This is a genomic window from Streptomyces canarius (assembly GCF_014650735.1).
Lineage (GTDB): Bacteria > Actinomycetota > Actinomycetes > Streptomycetales > Streptomycetaceae > Streptomyces > Streptomyces olivaceoviridis.
This window is the reverse complement of record NZ_BMVN01000006.1, coordinates 267,026-285,682: the sequence shown is the minus strand read 5'-3', so window position 1 is coordinate 285,682 and position 18,657 is coordinate 267,026. Positions and strand designations below refer to the sequence as shown.

The following is an 18,657-nucleotide window of genomic DNA, read 5'->3' as shown; positions in this document are numbered from 1 at the left end:
CGTGGGGGCGGGACACGCACACCGGCTGTACCGGCACGGGCACTCGCCCGTGCACGGCCTGCCGCCGCACACCAAGCTGGCCGCCGCGTTCCTGTTCGTGGTGGTCGTCGTGTCGACCCCGCGCGAGGCGATGTGGGCGTTCGCGGTGTACGCCGTGCTGCTCGCGGTCGTCGCGTACCAGGCGCGCGTGCCCGCCCGTTTCCTGCTCGGGCGGCTGCTGATCGAGGTGCCGTTCGTCGCGTTCGCCGTGCTCATGCCGTTCGTGGCGGAGGGCGAGCGGGTGCACGTGCTCGGGCTCTCGCTCAGCGTGAACGGGCTGTGGGGCGCCTGGAACGTGCTCGCCAAGGGCACCCTCGGCGTCGCCGCCTCCGTACTGCTGGCGGCCACCACCGAGCTGCGGGAACTGCTGCTCGGGCTGCAACGGCTGAAGCTGCCGCCGCTGCTCGTGCAGATCGCCTCCTTCATGATCCGCTACGGCGACGTCATCACCGACGAGATGCGCCGGATGCGGATCGCCCGTGAGTCGCGCGGCTTCGAGGCGAAGGGCGTGCGGCACTGGGGCGTGCTCGCCAAGTCCGCCGGCGCGCTGTTCATCCGTTCCTACGAGCGCGGGGAGCGCGTGCACCTCGCCATGGTGAGCCGGGGGTACGCCGGTTCCATGCCGGTCATCGACGAGGTGACCGCGTCCGGCGCGCAGTGGCGGCACGCCCTGGCACTCCCCTGCGCCGCCCTCGTCGTCTGCCTGCTGGGATGGATGCTGTGATGGTTCCTGTGACTGCTTCTCTGGAGGTCTCCGGCCTCGCCTTCGCCTACCCGGACGGACACCAGGCCCTGTTCGGCGTGGACTTCTCGATCGCGCGCGGCGAGCGGGTCGCCCTCCTCGGCCCGAACGGCGCCGGCAAGACGACCCTGGTGCTGCACCTCAACGGCATCCTGGGCGGCGGCACCGGCACGGTGACCGTGGCCGGGCTCCCGGTGTCCCGGCAGCACATGGCCGCGATCCGGCAGAAGGTCGGCATCGTCTTCCAGGACCCGGACGACCAGTTGTTCATGCCGACCGTGCGGGAGGACGTGGCGTTCGGCCCGGCCGCCGCCGGGATCAAGGGGGCCGCGCTGGAGGAGCGGGTGCACACCGCGCTGGAGCGGGTCGGGATGCGGGAGTTCGCCGACCGGCCGCCGCACCACCTCTCCTTCGGGCAGCGCCGCCGGGTCGCGGTGGCCACCGTGCTCGCCATGGAGCCGGAGATCCTGGTCCTGGACGAGCCCTCCTCCAACCTGGACCCGGCCTCGCGCCGCGAACTCGCCGACATCCTGCGCTCCCTGGACGTCACGGTCCTCATGGTCACGCACGACCTGCCGTACGCCCTGGAGCTGTGCCCGCGCTCCCTCGTCCTCAGCGACGGCGTGATCGCGGCGGACGGCCCGACCGGCGCGCTGCTCTCCGACGAGGAGCTGATGCGGGCGCACCGGCTGGAGCTGCCGTTCGGCTTCGACCCGAAGTCCGTGACGACGGGCGCGTGACGGACGAGGACCCGGCCGGCGACGCACACGGCGCGCGGCACCATCAACGTAACGATTCTGTCGGGCCGGTCCCGCCGAGGAATCGCAGGCTCGTACCCCGTGTTGCACCCACTGTCGCAGGGGACTGACGAGCGGAAGGGGCGGCGGGCGTGGACGTGAACGGCACTGTGGCCGAGGGCTTCGAGCCGGTCAGGGAGGCGTTCGCCGCGAACTTCGCGCTGCTCGGCGAGCGCGGAGCGGCCGTCGCCGTCTACCGGGACGGACACCGGGTGGTCGACCTGTGGGCCGGCACCCAGGACGTGGACGGAACGGCTCCCTGGCAGCCGGGGACCGCGCAGATCGTGCGCTCCGCCACCAAGGGCGTCGCCGCCGCCGCGCTGCTGCTCCTGCACCAGCGCGGCGAACTGGACCTGGACGCCCCGGTCGGCGCGTACTGGCCGGAGTACAAGGCGGCCGGCAAGGAGCACACGCGCGTACGGGACCTGCTCGCGCACCGCGCGGGCGTGCCCGTGCTGGACCGCCCGCTGACCCCGGCCGAGGCCGCCGACCCCTGCCTCGGTGCCGCCGCCGTCGCCGCGCAGGCGCCGGTGTGGGAGCCGGGCACGGACCACGGCTACCACGCCCAGACCTTCAGCTGGCTCACCGGTGAACTGCTCCGCCGGGTCACCGGCCGCCCGGTCGGCGAGTGGATCGCGGAGGAGATCGCCCGGCCGGCCGGCGCGGACCTCTGGCTCGGCCTGCCGGAATCGGAGCACGCGCGCGTGGGCCGCGTCGGCCCGGTGGACACCCCGGAGAGCGCGGGCGGCCTGAGGACCCGCCCCAAGCGGGCGGTGGCCGAGGCCTACGCCGACCCGGACTCCCTGACCAGCCGCGCGTTCGCCGCGATCACCCCGCTCCCCGACGAGAACGACCCCGGCTACCGCGCCGCCGCCCTGCCCGCCTCCAACGGCATCGCCACGGCCGACGGACTGGCCCGCTTCTACGCCTCGCTCATCGGCGAGGTCGACGGCGGGACCCGGCTGTTCACCCCCCGGACCACGGAACTGGCCCGCACGGAGCAGTCCGCCGGCCCGGACCGGGTCCTGGTGGTGGGCACCCGCTTCGGCCTCGGCCACATGCTGCACGGCCCCGCGTCCCCGCTGCTCACCCCCGGCTCCTTCGGCCATCCCGGACGCGGCGGCGCGCTCGGTTTCGCCGACCCGGACACCGGCATCGCCTTCGGCTACGTCACCAACGGCTTCCGGCAGAGCGTGACGGCGGACCCGAGGGCGCAGGCGCTGGTACGAGCGGTCCGCACGGTGCTCGCCTGAGCCGTGCGCGCCCTCGGCGCACGCCGGGCGCGTGTCACACGTGGATCGGGTGCGAGGTCCGTCCGGACGCCTGGTCGATCTCCTCGTGGGCCTTGGTCAGCAGCTGCATGGCCAGTTCGTTGAGGGCGCGGGCACCGGCGATCTCCTCGCCGACCCGGGGCTGGTTCGCGTCGACGTTGTGCCGGCTGGCACGGCCGTGGGCCCGCACCTCCGAACCGTCGGGCAAGCGCACCAGGGCCGCCGCCCGTGTGTGCTGATCGTCCTCCATGAACTCCATCTCGATGTGCCATCCCACAGCGGTGTGCATCATGACGACCACCTCCGAAAACCGCTGCTTCCAGGGTGCGCCCCGGCACCCCGGCCCGTCATGTCGGCGCCGTGCGCCGCGCTAACCGGCCCGCAGCATCAGCCCGATGCCCACGACCACCAGGCCCGCCGCCGCGATCCGGGGCGCCCCGAAGCGCTCCTTGAAGAACAGCGCGCCGATGGCCGCGCCGACGATGACGGACGACTCGCGCAGGGCGGCGACGGGGGCGAGCGCGGCCCGGGTCTGGGCCCACAGCACCAGGCCGTACGCGGTGACGGACAGGGCGGCGCCGAGGAACCCGAGGACGGCGTACGGCCGGAGCAGCCCGACCGTGCCGGCACGCGCGCGTGCGTACAGGAACGCGGGCGGCACCGCCCCCTGGACGGCCATGAGCCAGGCGATGTAGCCGAGGGAGGTGCCCGAGGCCCGTACGCCCATGCCGTCGATGACGGTGTACGCGGCGATGGTCAGACCGGTCGCGAGGGCCGCGCCGATCGCCGCCCAGTCGGGCCGCCTCCCGCGCAGCCCCCACAGCCCGACCCCGCTGAGCCCCAGGCAGGACACGGCGATGCCGGCGCCCGCCCAGGCGCCGGGCACCTCGTGCGCGAAGACGGCGGCGAGCACGGTGACCACGAGCGGGGCGCTGCCGCGCGCGATGGGGTACGCCTGCCCGAAGTCGCCCAGCCGGAACGAGGTCATCAGCAGCGCGTAGTAGGCGATGTGCACGGCGGCGGAGGCGAACAGGTACGGCCAGGCGGGCCCCGCCGGGAACGCCGTGAACGGTGTCGCCGCGAGCCCGATGAGCAGCCCGCCGCCGGAGATCAGGGCGAAGCCGGCGAGCTTGTCGGTGATGCGGTGCGCGATGGCGTTCCAGCCGGCGTGCGTGACGGCGGCGAGCAGCACGGCCGTCGCGACCAGCGGTGTCACGCGCGCTGCTCGCGCACGTCCACCAGGGTCGCTCCCGCGTGGGCGACGAGTTCCTTCGGCTCGATCGGGAAGACGGTGTACGGCGTGCCGGCCGCCGCCCAGACCACGTCGTGCGCGAGCAGCGAACGGTCGGCGAGGACACGCGTGCGCGTACGGTGTCCGAAGGGCGGCACCCCGCCGATGGCGTACCCGGTGGTCTCCCGCACGAGCCCGGCATCGGCCCGGGTGACCTTCCCGGCCCCCAGCTCCTGCCGCACCCGCTCCACGTCCACCCGCGAGGCCCCGTCCATGAGCACCAGCACGGGCACCCCGTCGGCGGCGAAGACCAGCGACTTGCAGATCTGGCTCAGCTCGCACCCGATGGCGGCGGCGGCCTCGGCGGCGGTCCGGGTCGCCTCGGAAAAGCTCCGGACCCGGGGCAGCAACTCCCCCAGTCCCGATTCCTCCACGGCGGCGGCGAAACGAGGATGAGCGGTCGTCGTCATACGCGCACGCTAGCGGGAAAGCCGGTGAGGGTGCAGCCCCGTCCCCACGGGCACCCTCACCGGCGGCTCTGTGTCAGGAGCGGTACGTCAGGCGCGTACCAGCTCCTTCTCCTCCTCGGGGGCGGCGTGGGCGCGCAGGCCCTCGCCCTCCACGTCCACGTTGGGCAGTGCGCGGTCCAGCCACTTCGGCAGCCACCAGGCCCGCTTGCCGAGCAGGGCGAGGACCGCCGGGACGATGGCCATGCGCACGAGGAACGCGTCGAAGAAGACGGCGATGGCGAGGCCGAAGCCGATCATCTTGACCATCGACTCGCTGGAGCCGATGAAGCCGGAGAAGACGGCCATCATGATGACGGCGGCGGCGGTCACGACCCGGGCGCCGTGCTGGAAGCCCGTCACCACCGCCTGGCTGGGCTTCTCGCCGTGGACGTACGCCTCCCGCATCCGGGTCACGAGGAACACCTCGTAGTCCATCGCGAGGCCGAAGACGACGCCCACCATGAAGATCGGCATCATCGACATGACCGGGCCGGTCTCCTCGACGTTCATCAGGCCCGACAGCCAGCCCCACTGGAAGACCGCGACCACGGCGCCGAGGGCCGCCATCACGCTGAGCAGGAAGCCGAGCGCCGCCTTCAGCGGGACCAGGATCGAGCGGAAGACCACGATGAGCAGGAGGAAGGCCAGGCCGACCACCAGGGCCAGATACGGCAGGAGCGCGTCGTTCAGCTTCTGCGAGACGTCGATGTTCATCGCCGTCGAGCCGGTGACCAGGACCTGGGAGTCGGTCTTCCGGGCGATGTCCGCGCCCTTGTCGCGGATGGCGTGCACCAGGTCCTCGGTGGTGGTCGAGGACGGCTTGGAGTCGGGGACGACCGTGATCGTCGCGGTGTCACCGGCCTTGTTGGACGCGGCCGGGGTGACCGTGACGACGTCCTTCAGGCCCTTGATCTCGTCGCCGACCTCGGCGAACGCGGCCTTGGGGTCGGCGCTGTCCTTGGCGTCGACGACGATCATCAGCGGGCCGTTGAAGCCGGGGCCGAAGCCCTCGGAGAGGAGGTCGTAGGCGCGGCGCTGGGTGGTGGAGGCCGGCTGGGAGCCGTCGTCGGGCAGGCCCAGTTCCAGGGAGGCGGCCGGGATCGCCGCCGCGCCGAGGCCGAGCACACCGAGCAGCAGGACGGCGACCGGGCGGCGGACGACGAAGCTCGCCCAGCGGGTGCCCATGTTGGGGCGGCCCGGCTCCTTCGGCGTACGGCCGCCGCCGAGCAGCCTGCTCTTCTGGCCGGCCGGCTTGATCCTGCGGCCGGCGTAGCCGAGCAGCGCCGGGATCATGGTCAGCGCGATGAGGACGGCGATGGCGACCGTGCCCGCCGCGGCGATGCCCATCTTCGTCAGCATCGGGATGTTGACGACGGACAGGCCGACCAGGGCGATGACGACGGTGAGGCCGGCGAAGACGACCGCCGAGCCCGCCGTGCCGACGGCGCGTCCGGCCGCGTCCTCGCGCTCGCGGCCCTCGGCGAGTTCGGCGCGGTAGCGGGAGACGATGAAGAGGGCGTAGTCGATGCCGACGGCGAGGCCGATCATCGAGGCCAGGGTGGAGGTGGTGGTGCCCAGGTCCAGGGCGCTGGCGAGCGCGGTGATCGCACAGACGCCGATGCCGACCCCGATGATGGCGGTGAGCAGCGGGAACCCGGCCGCGAGCAGCGAGCCGAAGGTGATGACCAGGACGACCGCGGCGACCGCGATGCCGATGATCTCGCTGGAGCCGGTCTCGGGGGTCGCGCTCAGCGCGTCACCGCCGATCTCGACGGTGAGGCCCGCGTCCCGCGCGTCCTGGGCCGCGTCCGTCAGGGCGTCCTTGGAGGAGTCCGCCAGTTCCATGCCGGATACCTCGTACTTCACCGAGGCGTAGGCGATGGAGCCGTTCCTGCTGACGGCGTGCCCGGTGTAGGGGTCGGCGACGGAGGCGACCTCGGAGCCGCTGCGCAGCTCCTTGACGGTCTTCTCGACGGTCGCCTTGTTGACGGCGTCCGTCATCTTCTCGCCCTTCGGGGCCTTGAAGACGACCCGGGCGGTGGCGCCGTCGGCGCTCATCCCGGGGAAGCGCTGTTCCAGCAGGTCGAAGGCTTTCTGGGCCTCGGTACCGGGGATGGAGAAGGACGTGTTGCCGGCGGCCGGCGCGGAGGCGGCGCCCACCCCGGCGAGGGTGAGCAGCGCGACCCATATGAGGGCGACGAAGTGCCGTCGCCGGAAGGCGAGGCGGCCGAGTTTGTAGAGGAACGTGGCCACGGAGGCGTACTCCCGGTCAGTCGTTGGGTTCAGCTGGGCAGGGGTGATCAGCCCGACGACGTGAGCGGTGACGTCAGGTGGTGGGCTTGCTCGGGAAGAGCGTTCAGCTCGCGGGTACGCCGAAGGCGGGGAGAACCACGGCGTCGATGTACGAAAGGAGGAAGTCCTGCGTCGGCGGCTGCTCGTCGATCATGGTGCGGGCGGCGAACGCGCCGATCATCATGTGCATCACGAATCTGATCGCGGGGTTGTCCGCACGGACCTCGCCCCGGTCGACCGCCCGTTGCAGCACGCGGTGGAACTCCGCCGTCTCCGGCTCGATGAGGTGCTCCCGGAACGCCTTGAGCAGATCCGGGTTGCCGTGCACCGCCATGGCCAGGCCCCGCATCAGCGCGGAGCTCTGTTCCATCTCGCAGTCGTCCGCGCGCAGGGTGAGCGCGTGCAGATCGCCCTTGAGGGAGCCGGTGTCGACGTCGCCGACCCGGCCCGGCTTGTTGTGCCGCACGGCCTTGGCCACCAGTTCGGCCTTGCCGCCCCACTGGCGGTAGAGCGTGGCCTTGCTGGACCGGGTGCGGGCGGCCACGGCGTCCATGGTGAGGGCGTCGTAGCCGACCTCGCGGAGCAGGTCGAGCACGGCCTCGTACAGCTCGGCCTCGCGCTCGGGGGTGATCCGGCTGCGACGTGTCGCCGCGACGGCTTCGGTCATGCCCGTCACCTTCCCGCTCCGGAGCTTCTTCCTCGTACATCCATGAAGATACCCCGCCCACCAGCGAAACGAAACCGTTTCGTACGTGCGGTGGGTCACGAAGGTGAAGGGCCTGTAAGGAAGGGCGCAGCGCGGACCCCACAAGTTGCTCGTGCCGTGTGACCGGAAAAGCATGGGGACGTGAGCTATCTGCGCCTTCCCCACCTCAGCGGTGACCTGCTGTGCTTCGTCGCGGAGGACGACCTCTGGCTGGCCCCCCTCGACGCCCCGGGCCGCGCCTGGCGGCTCACCGCGGACCGCACCAAGACCGGCCACCCGCGTTTCTCGCCCGACGGCCGCCGGATCGCCTACACGACCTGGCGCAGCCTCGTCCCCGAGATCCACCTCGTCGACGTCGACGGCGGCCCCGGACGCCAGCTGACGTACTGGGGCAGCGCCGACACCCAGGTGTGCGGCTGGACCCCGGACGGCGACATCCTGGCCGTGGCCTCCCACGGCCAGCCCTTCTCCCACTTCACCTGGGCCTACAAGGTCCCCGCCGACGGCGATCCGGGCGGGCGGCTGCCCTGGGGCCCGGTCGCCGACATCCAGTGCGCCGATCTCGCCGGCGAGCACAGGACCCTGCTGCTCACCGGCACCCCGCCGCACGAACCGGCCTCCTGGAAGCGGTACCGCGGCGGCGCCACGGGCCGGCTGTGGCTGCACGGGCGACGCCTGCTGCCGGACCTCGACGGCCATCTGGCCTGCCCCATGTTCGTCGCCGGCCGGATCGCCTTCCTCTCCGACCACGAGGGTGTCGGCAACCTCTACTCCTGCGCCCACGACGGCACCGACCTGCGCCGACACACCGACCACGACGCCTTCTACGCCCGGCACGCCGCCGGCGACGGCGAGCGGGTGGTCTACCAGTGCGCGGGCGACCTGTGGCTGGTGGACGACTTCTCGCCGGGGGGCACGCCGCGCAAGCTCGACGTCCGGCTCGCCGGGCCGCGCACCGGCCGCCGCCGCTACCAGGTGCCGGCCGCACAGAACATCGACGGCATCTCCGTGGACGACACCGGCCGGGCCAGCGCGGTCGTCGTCCGCGGCAGCCTGTACTGGCTCACCCACCGCGACGGCCCCGCCCGTACGATCACCGACACGCCCGGCGTCCGGGTACGGCTGCCGGAGATGCTGGGCTCCACCGGGCAGATCGCCTACGTCACCGACGCCGAGGGCGAGGACGCCGTCGAGATCGTCCACCTGCCCCGCGCCACCGGTGACCGCGCGCCCCGGCGGCGGGCGTCCGGCGCGCTCGGCCGGGTCCTGGAGATGGCCTGCGACCCCCAGGGCGAACGCCTGGCGGTGGCCTCGCACGACGGGCGGCTGCTGCTGATCGACGTGCCGGAGGACGGGGCGGCGGAACCGGAAGAGGGGGCGCCGGAGCCGGAGGAGGGGGAGGCCGGGGCGGAGCCCCGGATCACCGAGCTGATCCGGTCTCTCAACGGCCCGGTCCGCGACCTCGCCTTCTCCCCCGACGGCTCCTGGCTCACCTGGTCGCACCCCGGCATCGGCCGCTCCCTGCGCAAGATCAAGCTGGCCCGCATCAAGGACCGGCTGATCGTCGACGTGACGGACGGCCGCTTCGAGGACGAGAACCCGGTCTTCACCCGCGACGGCCGCTACCTCGCCTTCCTCTCCTGGCGCGGCTTCGACCCGGTCTACGACGTGCACACCGGCGACCTGTCCTTCCCGCTCGGCTGCCGCCCGTACCTGGTCCCGCTCTCCTCGGCGACCCCCTCCCCGTTCGCCCTGAACCCCGAGGGCCGCCCGGCCGCCGGCGGGCTCGATCCGCTGGAGGACGAGGAGACCGGCGAGGCCGGCACGGTGACGGTCGAGGCCGAGGGGCTGGCGAACCGGGTCACCCCGTTCCCGGTCATCGCCTCCAAGTACTCCGGGCTGCACCCGGTCGCGGGCGGCGGTCTGGTCTGGCTGCGCTGGCCGATCTCCGGCGCGCTCGGCGAGACCTTCGTCAATCCGGCCGACGTCAGCGGACGTCCGACCCTGGAGTACTTCAACATCACCAAGGCGAAGAAGTCCGAACTGGTCGACCACCTGGACTGGTTCACCGTGAGCGGCGACGGCACCCGGCTGGTCGTCGTGGACGAGGGCGACCTGCGGGCGGTGCCGTCGACCGAGGTCGGCGACGCGGACTCGACCGTCTGGATCGACGTGCGCCGCATCCTGCACCAGGCCGACCCGCCCGCCGAGTGGCGCCAGGCCTACGACGAGGCCGGCCGTCTGATCCGCGCCTACTTCTGGGAGCCGGGCATGTGCGGCATCGACTGGGCCGCGGTGCTCGACCAGTACCGTCCGCTGGTCGAACGGGTCGCGTCCCCCGACGAGTTCGCCGACCTGCTCCGCGAGGTCCTCGGCGAGCTGGGCACCTCGCACGCCTACGTCACCGCCGCCCGCCGCAACGAGGGCCCGCCGCACTACCAGCGCTGGCAGGGCCTCCTCGGCGCCAACTTCGTCCGCCGGGACGGCCGCTGGGTGGTCAAGCGCATCCTCGCCGGCGACTCCTCCGACTCCAAGGCCCGCTCGCCGCTGGCCGGCACGGGCATCCGCGAGGGCGCCGTCCTGACCCACGTCGAGGGCCGCCCGGTCGACCCGGTGACGGGCCCGTACCCGCTGCTGGCCGGCGCGGGCGGTACGACGGTGGAGCTGACGTTCACCCCGTCCGAGGACGAGACCGGGCACGCCCGCCGGGTCGCGGTCGTCCCGCTCGTCGACGAACGGCCGCTGCGCTACCAGGACTGGGTGGCCAAACGCCGCGAGGTCGTCCGGGAGTTGAGCGGCGGCAAGTGCGGCTACCTGCACATCCCCGACATGGGCGGCTCCGGCTGGGCCCAGTTCAACCGCGACCTGCGCATGGAGGTGTCCCGGCCCGCGCTGATCGTGGACGTGCGCGGCAACGCGGGCGGGCACATCAGCGAACTCGTCATCGAGAAGCTGACCCGGACGATCCTGGGCTGGGACCTGACCCGGAACGCGCAACCGGTGTCGTACACCTCGAACGCCCCGCGCGGGCCCGTGGTGGCCCTGGCCGACGAGGCGACGTCCTCCGACGGCGACATGATCACCGCCGCCTTCAAGCTGCTCAAGCTCGGCCCGGTCGTCGGCCAGCGCACCTGGGGCGGAGTGGTCGGCATGACCGGCCGGCACCGCCTCGGCGACGGCACGGTCATCACCGTACCCATGAACGCGGCCTGGTTCGACGCCTACGGCTGGTCCGTGGAGAACCACGGCGTCGCTCCCGACCTGGAGATCCTGCGCACCCCCCTGGACTGGGCGGAGGGCCGCCACGCCCAGCTCGCCGACGCGGTCGAACTCGCCCTGGAACTCCTGGAGTCCAACCCGGCGGCGATCCCCCCGACCTACAGCGACGTCCCGAACAGGTCCCGCCCGAAACTGCCCCCGAGGGCGACGTCCTGAGCCTCCCGGAACCGACGCAGGGTGCCCTCCCGGAAGAAGGGCACCCACGTCAACCGGCCGAGGCCGAGCGCAGCGGTCAGGCGTCGTAGTCCCGGTCGAACCGGTCCTCCATCTGCTGCTCCGTGTCCTCGATGTCACGGTGGTTCTGGTGGCCGCCCCGCTCCGGCGGCTGCTGGCCCTGACGGCCCTGCTGCTGGCCCTGGCGGCCCTGCTGCGGACCGCGCTGGCCGGCCTTCTCGCGGCCCTGGTCCATCTTCTCCTTGGCCTGGCGCGACTTGTCCTGGAACTGGTCCTTCATACCCATGTGGGTTCACTCCCGTGATGAGTGGGGGTCCGGCCCCGTCGGTGGGGCCTCGACCAGATTCACACGGGCGAACACGCCCTGCATGTCGATCAGTTACGGTGCGTAGCGCGGGCCGCCTCGTCGGCCGCCCCACCTGCGCCGACGAGCCCGGAACGCATGCCCTTCAGACGGGGCGCGAACCGCTTCATCTCGCGCTGCCCGACCGTCCCGATGAGTGCCGGCAGACAGCCGCGCACGCCCTGCATGCCACGCAGCCACCACTGCCCGTACACATGCGCCGAGCGCCGCTCGATCCCTTCCACCATCCGGTCCACGGCGGGGCCCAGCGGGTAGGTCTTGTTGGACGGCCACGGCAGCCGCTGCCGCAGCTCCCGCATGACGTCGTCCTGGTCGGCGCCGCGCACCATGTCGGTGTCGGTCCAGGACAGGTACCCGACGCCGACGCGGACGCCCTGGTAGCCGACCTCGGCGCGCAGACTGTGCGCGTACGCCTCCACGCCCGACTTGGACGCGCAGTACGCCGTCATCATCGGCGCGGGTGTGATCGCGGCGAGCGAGGCGATCTGGAGCAGATAGCCGCGGCTCTCCACGAGCACCGGGAGGAACGCCCGCGCGGTCACCGCCGAACCGATGAGGTTCACCTCGATCACCCGCCGCCACGCCTGCGGATCGGAGTCGGCGAACGGACCGCCCGTCGCCACACCGGCGTTGGCGACCACGATGTCGACCTTCCCGAACCGCGCCTTCACCTCCTCGGCGACCCGGCTCATCGCCTCGTGGTCGGTGACGTCGGCGTACCAGTGGGCGCTGTCGCTGTGCAGCCGCCCGGAGACCTCCTTCAGCGCCTCCTCCTCCAGCCCGACCAGCGCCACCTTCGCGCCGCGCGCGGACAGTTTGCGCGCCAGCAGCTCACCGACGCCGCGCGCCGCTCCCGTGACGACCGCGACCTGCCCTTCGAGACTGACCCTGCTCATGCGCCCTCCTTGATCCGCGCGGGGGTGGAACCGTGCTCGGGGGCAGCCCCCGTGACATACGTGCCGACGAGTTCCCGGATGCGGGCCGTCACCGGCTCCGGGGCCTCGATCGGGGTCATGTGGCCGACGCCGGGCAGCTCGGTCAGGCCGACGCAGTGCGGCAGCGCGGCGACCAGCGACCGGGCGTGCGCCGGAGGCGTGAGCCGGTCGGACGCGCCGTGCAGCACGGCGGTGGGCGCGCTCAACCGCCGTACGCCGTGGTCGAGATCGAGCGCGGCGAGGACGGCCGACCAGGCGTGGCGCGCGGTGCGCGGGCAGGCGTGCACGATCCGCGCGCACGCCTCCACCATGTGCGGGGCGGAACCGGCGCCCATCGTGGCGTACTTGAGGATGCTCCGCGCGACCGGTGTGACGGGCCCGAGGGGCGCGCGGGAACCGAGGACGCGCCCGGTGATCCAGGTGCGCACGCGCCCGGCGCGCAACGGCACCACCCGCGACTGGGCGACCAGCCGCGAACTCCCCGTGCTGCACAGCAGGACGGCGGCGGCGTGTTCCCGGAAGCGGGGGCGTTCGGCCGCGGCCATGACCGTCATGCCGCCCATGGAGTGACCGACGACGAGCGCCTTCTCCCCGCGCGTCAGTGTCTGCGCGAGCACCGCTTCGAGATCGTCCGCCAGCGCCTCGGTGGTGCAGGCGGGGCTCGCGGGACTGCGCCCGTGCCCCCTCTGGTCGTAGGCGATCACCCGGTGGTCGGCGGCCAGGTCCCGTATCTGGGCCGCCCAGAACGCCGTCGAGCAGGTCCAGCCGTGGGCGAGGACGACCGGTGGCGCGTCCTTCGGGCCGTGCACCTCGACGTGCAGCCGCGCGCCGTCGGCGGAGACGGCGGTGAGGGTGCGGGCCGGGGCGGGCGGCGCGTAGGGGCCGGCGGTGACGTGGGCGCTCCGGCTCATGCGGCGGCCCCGCTCTTCCGGCCGGCCGGCCCGGCGCCGGGGCCGGACACCGGCGCGGGCCTGCGCAGGACCTCGTACTCCGCGAGGTCCACCCGCCGGGTGGCGCGCCGGAACTCGGTCGTCGTACCGGGCCAGATGGTGGTGTTGCGGCCGCTCGCGTCCAGGTACCAGCTGGTGCAGCCGCCGGTGTTCCACACGGTCCGCTTCATGCGTTCCTGCACCCTGTCGTTCCAGGCGTCGACGGCGGCGGGCCGGGCGTCGAGGGCGGTACGGCCGCCCAGGACGTCGAGCTGGCGCAGATAGTCGGCCATGTAGTTGAGCTGGGACTCGATCATGAGGATCATCGAGGAGTTCCCGAGGCCGGTATTGGGCCCGATGATCGTCATCCAGTTCGGGAATCCGGCCGCCGAGGCGCCGCGCAGCGCCCGCATGCCGTTCTTCCAGGACTCCGCGAGCGTGATGCCCTCCGCGCCGACCACGCGCTCGGCGATGGGCATGTCCGTGACGTGGAAGCCGGTACTGAAGACGATCGCGTCGACCTCGGCCTCGGTGCCGTCGGCCGCCACCGCCGTGGACCCGCGGATCTCGCTCAGCCCGCTGGCGACGACGTCCACGTTCGGCCTGGCCAGCGCCGGGTAGTACGCGCTGGACAGCAGGATCCGCTTGCAGCCGATGCGGTAGTCCGGGGTGAGTTTGGCGCGCAGGGCAGGGTCCTTGATCGCGCGGGCCATGTTCCGCTTGGCGAGCTGTTCGACCAGGCCGAGTTCGTCCGGGCGCTTGGTGAACGCCTGGACCTGGAGCTCCCGGATGCCCCACAGCAGTCCGCGCCGGACCTGGGCGGTGACGGGCAGCCGGCGGTGCAGCCAGCGCTCGGCGCCGCTGATGGCGCGGTCGACGCGGGGCAGCACCCAGGGCGGGGTGCGCTGGAAGAGGGTGAGCCGGCCGACCTGCGGCTGGATGGCGGGGACGATCTGGATGGCGGAGGCACCGGTGCCGACCACGGCGACCCGCTTGCCGCGCAGGTCGTAGTCGTGGTCCCAGCGGGCGGAGTGGAACACCTTGCCGGGGAAGGAGTCCAGGCCGGGGACCTCGGGGATCTTCGGGTCGGACAGCGGCCCGGTGGCGGAGACGACGACGTCGGCGGTCAGCGCGCCGCGCGTGGTCTCGATGGTCCACCGCAGGTTCTCGTCGTCCCAGGTCATCAGCTTGACCTCGGAGTCGAGGCGGAGGTGCGGGCGCAGTCCGAAGAGGTCGGTGACGTGCTCCAGATAGGCGCGGATGTGCCGCTGCCCGGAGAAGACGCGCGGCCAGTCCGGGTGGGGCGCGAAGGAGAAGGAGTAGAGGTGCGAGGGCACGTCACAGGCGCACCCGGGGTAGCTGTTGTCGCGCCAGGCGCCGCCGACGCTGTCGGCCCGCTCCAGGACGACGAAGTCGGTGATTCCCTCGCGGCGCAGCCGCACGGCGGCCCCCAGCCCGCCGAACCCGGACCCGATCACCGCCACCCGTACATGCTCGTGCTCGGCCATCCCGAAGCCTCCACGCATCACCTAGGAACTCTGCCAGTGAACACTGGCGCAATGGGACTGTAGAGCAGCCGCCTACTGAGCGGTAGGGGGCGGCGGAAGGAAAGTTACCGTCGGTACGCCATAGGCTGCGGTCGTGGCAGAGGACGCGGAACACCCCACGGTCAGGCGCGAGTACCGCATGGAGGAGCTGGCCCGGCGCGCGGGCATCACCGTGCGCACCCTGCGCTTCTACCGCGAACGCAAGCTGATAGGACCGCCCCGCCGCGAGGGCCGTATCGCCTGGTACGACGACCACCACCTGGCCCGGCTGCACACCATCGCGGCACTCCTGGAGCGCGGCCACACCCTGAACGGCATAGCGGAACTCGCGGACGCCCTCGAGCAGGGCCGCGATGTCGCCGACCTGCTGGGCGTCGGCACCCCCACCGAGGAGGAGCCCGTCCGCCTCACCCCCGAGGAACTCGCCGCCCGCTTCGAGGGCGAGGTCACCCCCGAGAACCTGGCCGCCGCCCTGGAACTGGGCTATCTCGGCACCGACGGCGACGAGATCGTCCACATCAGCCGGCGCCTGCTGGACGTCTCCTCCGCGCTGGTCCGCGAGGGCATCCCGCTCGCCGAGGTCCTGGCGGCCGGCGCCCGCGTCCGCGAGCACGCCGACGCCCTGGCCGAGCTCTTCGCCGACCTGATCCTGCGTCACGGCCCCGAGGAGGACCTGCGCCGGCTGCGCCCCCTGGCCCGCAGCGTCGTGGAGGCGGAACTCTCGCTGGCACTGGACCGCCGGCTGAACAAGCGGGGCTGACAAGACCAGGACCAGCGGGATCTGGCCTCGCGCCGCCGGCGTGATCCGAACGGCAGGGCCTAGAGGTCGTAGACGACCGTGACCGGGGCGTGGTCCGACCAGCGCTCGGCGTGCGTGGCCGCGCGCTCGACGAGGCCCTTGACCGCCTTGCCGGCCAGGCCTGGCGTGGCGACGTGGTAGTCGATGCGCCAGCCCGAGTCGTTGTCGAAGGCCCGCCCCCGGTACGACCACCAGGTGTACGGACCCTCCGCGTCCGGATGCAGGGCGCGGACGACGTCGACGTAGCCACCCTCCTCGGCGGCGAACACCCGGCCGAGCCAGTCCCGCTCCTCGGGCAGGAAGCCGGAGTTCTTGGTGTTGCCGCGCCAGTTCTTGAGGTCGGCCTGCCGGTGCGCGATGTTCCAGTCGCCGCAGACCAGGACCTCGCGCCCGTCGGCGGCGGCCCGTTCGCGCAGCTCCTTCAGATGGGCCAGGAACTCGCCCATGAAGCGGACCTTCTCGTCCTGCCGCTCGGTGCCGACCTCACCGGAGGGCAGGTAGAGGGAGGCGACGGTGACACCGGGCAGCTCGGCCTCGACGTACCGCCCGCCGCCGTCGAACTCTGCGGAGCCGAAGCCGACCCGGACCCGGTCGGGCTCGCGCCGGGTGTAGAGGGAGACGCCCGCGCGGCCCTTGGCGGCGGCCGGGGCGTGCACGACGTGCCAGCCGTCGGGCCGGCCGGCCTCGTCGGGCAACTGGTGCGGCTCGGCGCGCACCTCCTGAAGGCAGACGACGTCCGCGTCCGTCCCGGCGAGCCACTCCACGAAGCCCTTCTTCGCGGCGGCCCGCAGCCCGTTCACGTTCACCGAGGTCACAGTCAGCACCCGGGCACGATACCGGCACACTGGTCCGGGTCCACAAAATCCGGGGACCCTCGCCGACTGCATAGAAGTACGATGCCCAGCATGATTATCCGCCGCGTTCGTTTCGATCACCCCGACGCCGTGAAGCTCAACGACGAGGTCCAGGCCGAGTACGACCAGCGCTACGGCGACGGCGGCGACGCCACGGTCCTGGACGCCGCCGACTTCGACCCGCCCCAGGGCGTGTACCTGATCGCCTACGACGAGCGCGACCGCCCCGTGGCCACCGGCGGCTGGCGCAGCCAGAACCGCAACGAGGAGGGCAACGAGGACGGCGACGCGGAACTGAAGCGCATGTACGTCGTCGCCGAGATGCGCGGCCGGGGCCTGGCCCGCCGCATGCTCGCGGCCCTGGAGGAGGACGCCCGCATGGCCGGCCGGGTCCGCATGGTCCTGGAGACGGGCACCAAGCAGCCGGAGGCCATCGCCCTGTACGCCTCCAGCGGCTATGAACCGTGCGCGAAGTTCGGCTACTACCGGCACCACGAGGAAAGCCTCTGCTACGCCAAGCGGCTCTGACCCGGGGGGGTGGTGAAGCCGCCGCTCAAGCGGCGGCGATGCCGCCACCTCTGCCGCTGTCGCCGCCGGAAACGACGAAGATCCCGACCGGTCATGATGACCGTCGGGATCTTCGTCGTGCAGTGGACCTGAGGGGATTTGAACCCCTGGCCCCCTCGATGCGAACGAGGTGCGCTACCGGACTGCGCCACAGGCCCTTGCAACGAGTGAAACTTTAGCATCCCGATCGGGGTGCTTGGAAATCCGCTCCCTGACTGGTCAGGACGGGGGTTTCCGGGGTGACCCGGGTCACTCGTTGGCCGCGCGCGGGCGGTCGCCGTCCTCGTACTGGTCGAAGAGCGGCGTACGTCCGCGTTCCCGTGCCCGGCGTGCGGCGGCCACGGCGGAGGCCGCGCCGCGCGAGCGGGTCCGGGCGTGGGGGCGGCCGTCCGCGGCCTTGTCCCCCTTCTTCTCCCCGGGCACCGCCTCCGGGTCGCGCGCCTCGCTCTTGGGCGCGGAGCCCGCCTCATGCTCCGGCACGACCGCGCTGGACCGCGCCGAGCTCCAGGTGTCGGGTGCGCCGAGATCGACGTCGGAGGTGGCGCGCGGGGCGACGGGCGCGGTCACGTACGTCGGCAGCGGCACCGGCACCGGATCCCAGCTGTCCCCGTGACCGGGCCGCCGCTGCCGCTCGCGCTGCTGGTCGACCCACTCGGCGTGGTCGGTCTGCTCGACGAGGGCGCGCCGGTCGGCGGCGAGCGCGGACAGGCCGGTGTCGGTCTCGGCGGACTGACCCTCCTGAGGTTCCTCGGCGGCCGGTCCCGTGTCGAGGGACGCGCGCCGGCGCGGCTGGCGCTCGCGCAGGCGCTGGGCGGCGGCCTCGGCACGGCGTCGGTCCATCTGGTAGGCGAACCGGCGGCGCTCCTGCGCCCGCAGATAGGCGATGTACGCGCTGAGCAGTACGGCGGGCGCGCCGGGCACCCAGAGGAAGGCGAGGCCGCCGACGGCGGCGACGATCGCGCCGAGCGTGAAGGCGAGGAAGAGCATCACGGTGGTGCGCCGACGGCGCGCGAGCACCTTCGTGCGCCGGGCGCGTGCCGCGGCCGCCTGCGCCGAGGGCACGCTCCGTGCTGCCGGTTCACGCTGCTGGGCCGGCGGGGTCCCGGACGCGGGCACGGGCGCGGGGGCGGGCCGGGACGCCGGAACGGAGGCGTGGTCGCTCGCCGCTTCGGTGCCGCCGGGCGCCTCGGGCTCGGCCTCCGCGGCCACCTGACGGCGGGTCGGAGGCACCGCGAAGGCCCGGACGTCCACCGAGTCGGTGACGGCGTCCGGATCGACGGCGCCCTGCTCCCCCTCCTGGGCGGAGCGCGCCCGCAGGTCCCTGGCGTACCGACGCTCCATACCCGCCCGTCCGGACAGCAGCCGGATGGCGGTGCTGAAGCGTTCCGTCGGACGGGCCTCGTTCAGCTCGTCCTGCCTACGGAGCCACATCGGCACCAAGTAGGCGGCCCAGGCCCCGACAATGACTGCGTAGATGAGGCCGCTGCTGCTCACGCTCACACCGTAGAGGGGTTTGCGTGAGGCCATCCGCCAATTGGGCCGGTGTGTCGCACGATCTGGCTCATATTTCCAGCATTTTTTGCGACCCTTGCGATCAGAGGACCACCGCAGCCGGGAAATTC

Annotated in this window: 17 protein-coding genes and 1 tRNA gene; 6 read left to right on the top strand and 12 right to left on the bottom strand. The window is 72.7% G+C overall.

Going from position 1 to position 18,657, the window contains the following annotated elements; translation table 11 throughout:
- Window position 1: 1 nt before the first annotated feature.
- The 3 genes from cbiQ to IE294_RS12050 all read left to right on the top strand — a co-directional run bounded on the left by cbiQ (window position 2) and on the right by IE294_RS12050 (window position 2,831).
- Window positions 2–763: a cobalt ECF transporter T component CbiQ gene (gene cbiQ / locus IE294_RS12060; RefSeq protein WP_189885135.1), complete on the top strand. Its 762-nt coding sequence runs from the start codon at window positions 2–4 to the stop codon at window positions 761–763.
- Complete coding sequence (locus IE294_RS12055) at window positions 763–1,521, top strand: energy-coupling factor ABC transporter ATP-binding protein (RefSeq protein WP_189814316.1); 759 nt, start codon at window positions 763–765, stop codon at window positions 1,519–1,521. The genes cbiQ and IE294_RS12055 overlap by 1 nt, the downstream gene beginning before the upstream one ends.
- Before the next feature lie 149 nt (window positions 1,522–1,670).
- Complete coding sequence (locus IE294_RS12050) at window positions 1,671–2,831, top strand: serine hydrolase domain-containing protein (RefSeq protein WP_189885134.1); 1,161 nt, start codon at window positions 1,671–1,673, stop codon at window positions 2,829–2,831.
- Between the two features lie 34 nt (window positions 2,832–2,865).
- Here IE294_RS12050 and IE294_RS12045 read toward each other — a convergent pair whose 3' ends face one another.
- The 5 genes from IE294_RS12045 to IE294_RS12025 all read right to left on the bottom strand — a co-directional run bounded on the left by IE294_RS12045 (window position 2,866) and on the right by IE294_RS12025 (window position 7,548).
- Window positions 2,866–3,141, bottom strand: a complete 276-nt coding sequence (locus IE294_RS12045; protein WP_014673231.1) for a DUF1876 domain-containing protein — start codon at window positions 3,139–3,141, stop codon at window positions 2,866–2,868.
- Window positions 3,142–3,219: 78 nt separating this feature from the next.
- Window positions 3,220–4,065, bottom strand: coding sequence for an EamA family transporter (locus tag IE294_RS12040; protein ID WP_189885132.1), 846 nt, complete (start codon window positions 4,063–4,065; stop codon window positions 3,220–3,222).
- Entirely contained in the window at window positions 4,062–4,550 is a 489-nt protein-coding gene (locus IE294_RS12035) for a YbaK/EbsC family protein (RefSeq protein WP_014673233.1), read from the bottom strand. The genes IE294_RS12040 and IE294_RS12035 overlap by 4 nt, the downstream gene beginning before the upstream one ends.
- Window positions 4,551–4,637: 87 nt before the next feature.
- Window positions 4,638–6,842, bottom strand: a complete 2,205-nt coding sequence (locus IE294_RS12030; protein WP_189885129.1) for an MMPL family transporter — start codon at window positions 6,840–6,842, stop codon at window positions 4,638–4,640.
- Window positions 6,843–6,945: 103 nt separating this feature from the next.
- Window positions 6,946–7,548: a TetR/AcrR family transcriptional regulator gene (locus IE294_RS12025; protein ID WP_189885127.1), complete on the bottom strand. Its 603-nt coding sequence runs from the start codon at window positions 7,546–7,548 to the stop codon at window positions 6,946–6,948.
- Between the two features lie 180 nt (window positions 7,549–7,728).
- On the opposite strand from IE294_RS12025, the gene IE294_RS12020 reads away from it, so the two are divergent.
- Complete coding sequence (locus tag IE294_RS12020; protein ID WP_189885125.1) at window positions 7,729–11,022, top strand: S41 family peptidase; 3,294 nt, start codon at window positions 7,729–7,731, stop codon at window positions 11,020–11,022.
- Window positions 11,023–11,098: 76 nt separating this feature from the next.
- On the opposite strand, the gene IE294_RS12015 is transcribed toward IE294_RS12020, so the two are convergent.
- The 4 genes from IE294_RS12015 to IE294_RS12000 all read right to left on the bottom strand — a co-directional run bounded on the left by IE294_RS12015 (window position 11,099) and on the right by IE294_RS12000 (window position 14,776).
- Entirely contained in the window at window positions 11,099–11,326 is a 228-nt protein-coding gene (locus tag IE294_RS12015) for a hypothetical protein (RefSeq protein WP_189885123.1), read from the bottom strand.
- 89 nt (window positions 11,327–11,415) lie between these two features.
- The gene (locus tag IE294_RS12010; RefSeq protein WP_189885121.1) at window positions 11,416–12,300 is read right to left on the bottom strand and encodes an SDR family oxidoreductase; all 885 of its coding nucleotides are present in this window, start codon (window positions 12,298–12,300) and stop codon (window positions 11,416–11,418) included.
- A complete protein-coding gene (locus IE294_RS12005; protein ID WP_189885119.1) occupies window positions 12,297–13,250 on the bottom strand; it encodes an alpha/beta fold hydrolase in 954 nt (317 codons plus the stop codon). The genes IE294_RS12010 and IE294_RS12005 overlap by 4 nt, the downstream gene beginning before the upstream one ends.
- The gene (locus IE294_RS12000) at window positions 13,247–14,776 is read right to left on the bottom strand and encodes a flavin-containing monooxygenase (protein WP_189885117.1); all 1,530 of its coding nucleotides are present in this window, start codon (window positions 14,774–14,776) and stop codon (window positions 13,247–13,249) included. Before IE294_RS12000 ends, IE294_RS12005 begins: the two co-directional genes overlap by 4 nt.
- Window positions 14,777–14,954: 178 nt before the next feature.
- Between IE294_RS12000 and IE294_RS11995 the strand changes: the two genes are divergently transcribed.
- Entirely contained in the window at window positions 14,955–15,575 is a 621-nt protein-coding gene (locus IE294_RS11995; protein WP_189885245.1) for a MerR family transcriptional regulator, read from the top strand.
- Between the two features lie 59 nt (window positions 15,576–15,634).
- Here the strand turns inward: IE294_RS11995 and IE294_RS11990 are convergent, their stop codons facing one another.
- Window positions 15,635–16,438 (bottom strand): exodeoxyribonuclease III, encoded by an 804-nt coding sequence (locus IE294_RS11990; protein ID WP_189885114.1) that lies wholly within the window; start codon window positions 16,436–16,438, stop codon window positions 15,635–15,637.
- A gap of 81 nt (window positions 16,439–16,519) precedes the next feature.
- Here IE294_RS11990 and IE294_RS11985 point away from each other — a divergent pair, with 81 nt between their 5' ends.
- Window positions 16,520–16,996 (top strand): GNAT family N-acetyltransferase, encoded by a 477-nt coding sequence (locus IE294_RS11985; protein WP_189885112.1) that lies wholly within the window; start codon window positions 16,520–16,522, stop codon window positions 16,994–16,996.
- A 123-nt stretch (window positions 16,997–17,119) separates the two neighbouring features.
- Here IE294_RS11985 and IE294_RS11980 read toward each other — a convergent pair.
- Window positions 17,120–17,193: transfer RNA gene (locus IE294_RS11980), tRNA-Ala, on the bottom strand.
- A 91-nt stretch (window positions 17,194–17,284) separates the two neighbouring features.
- Window positions 17,285–18,529, bottom strand: a complete 1,245-nt coding sequence (sepX, locus tag IE294_RS11975) for a divisome protein SepX/GlpR (RefSeq protein ID WP_189885110.1) — start codon at window positions 18,527–18,529, stop codon at window positions 17,285–17,287.
- Window positions 18,530–18,657 lie beyond the last annotated feature (128 nt).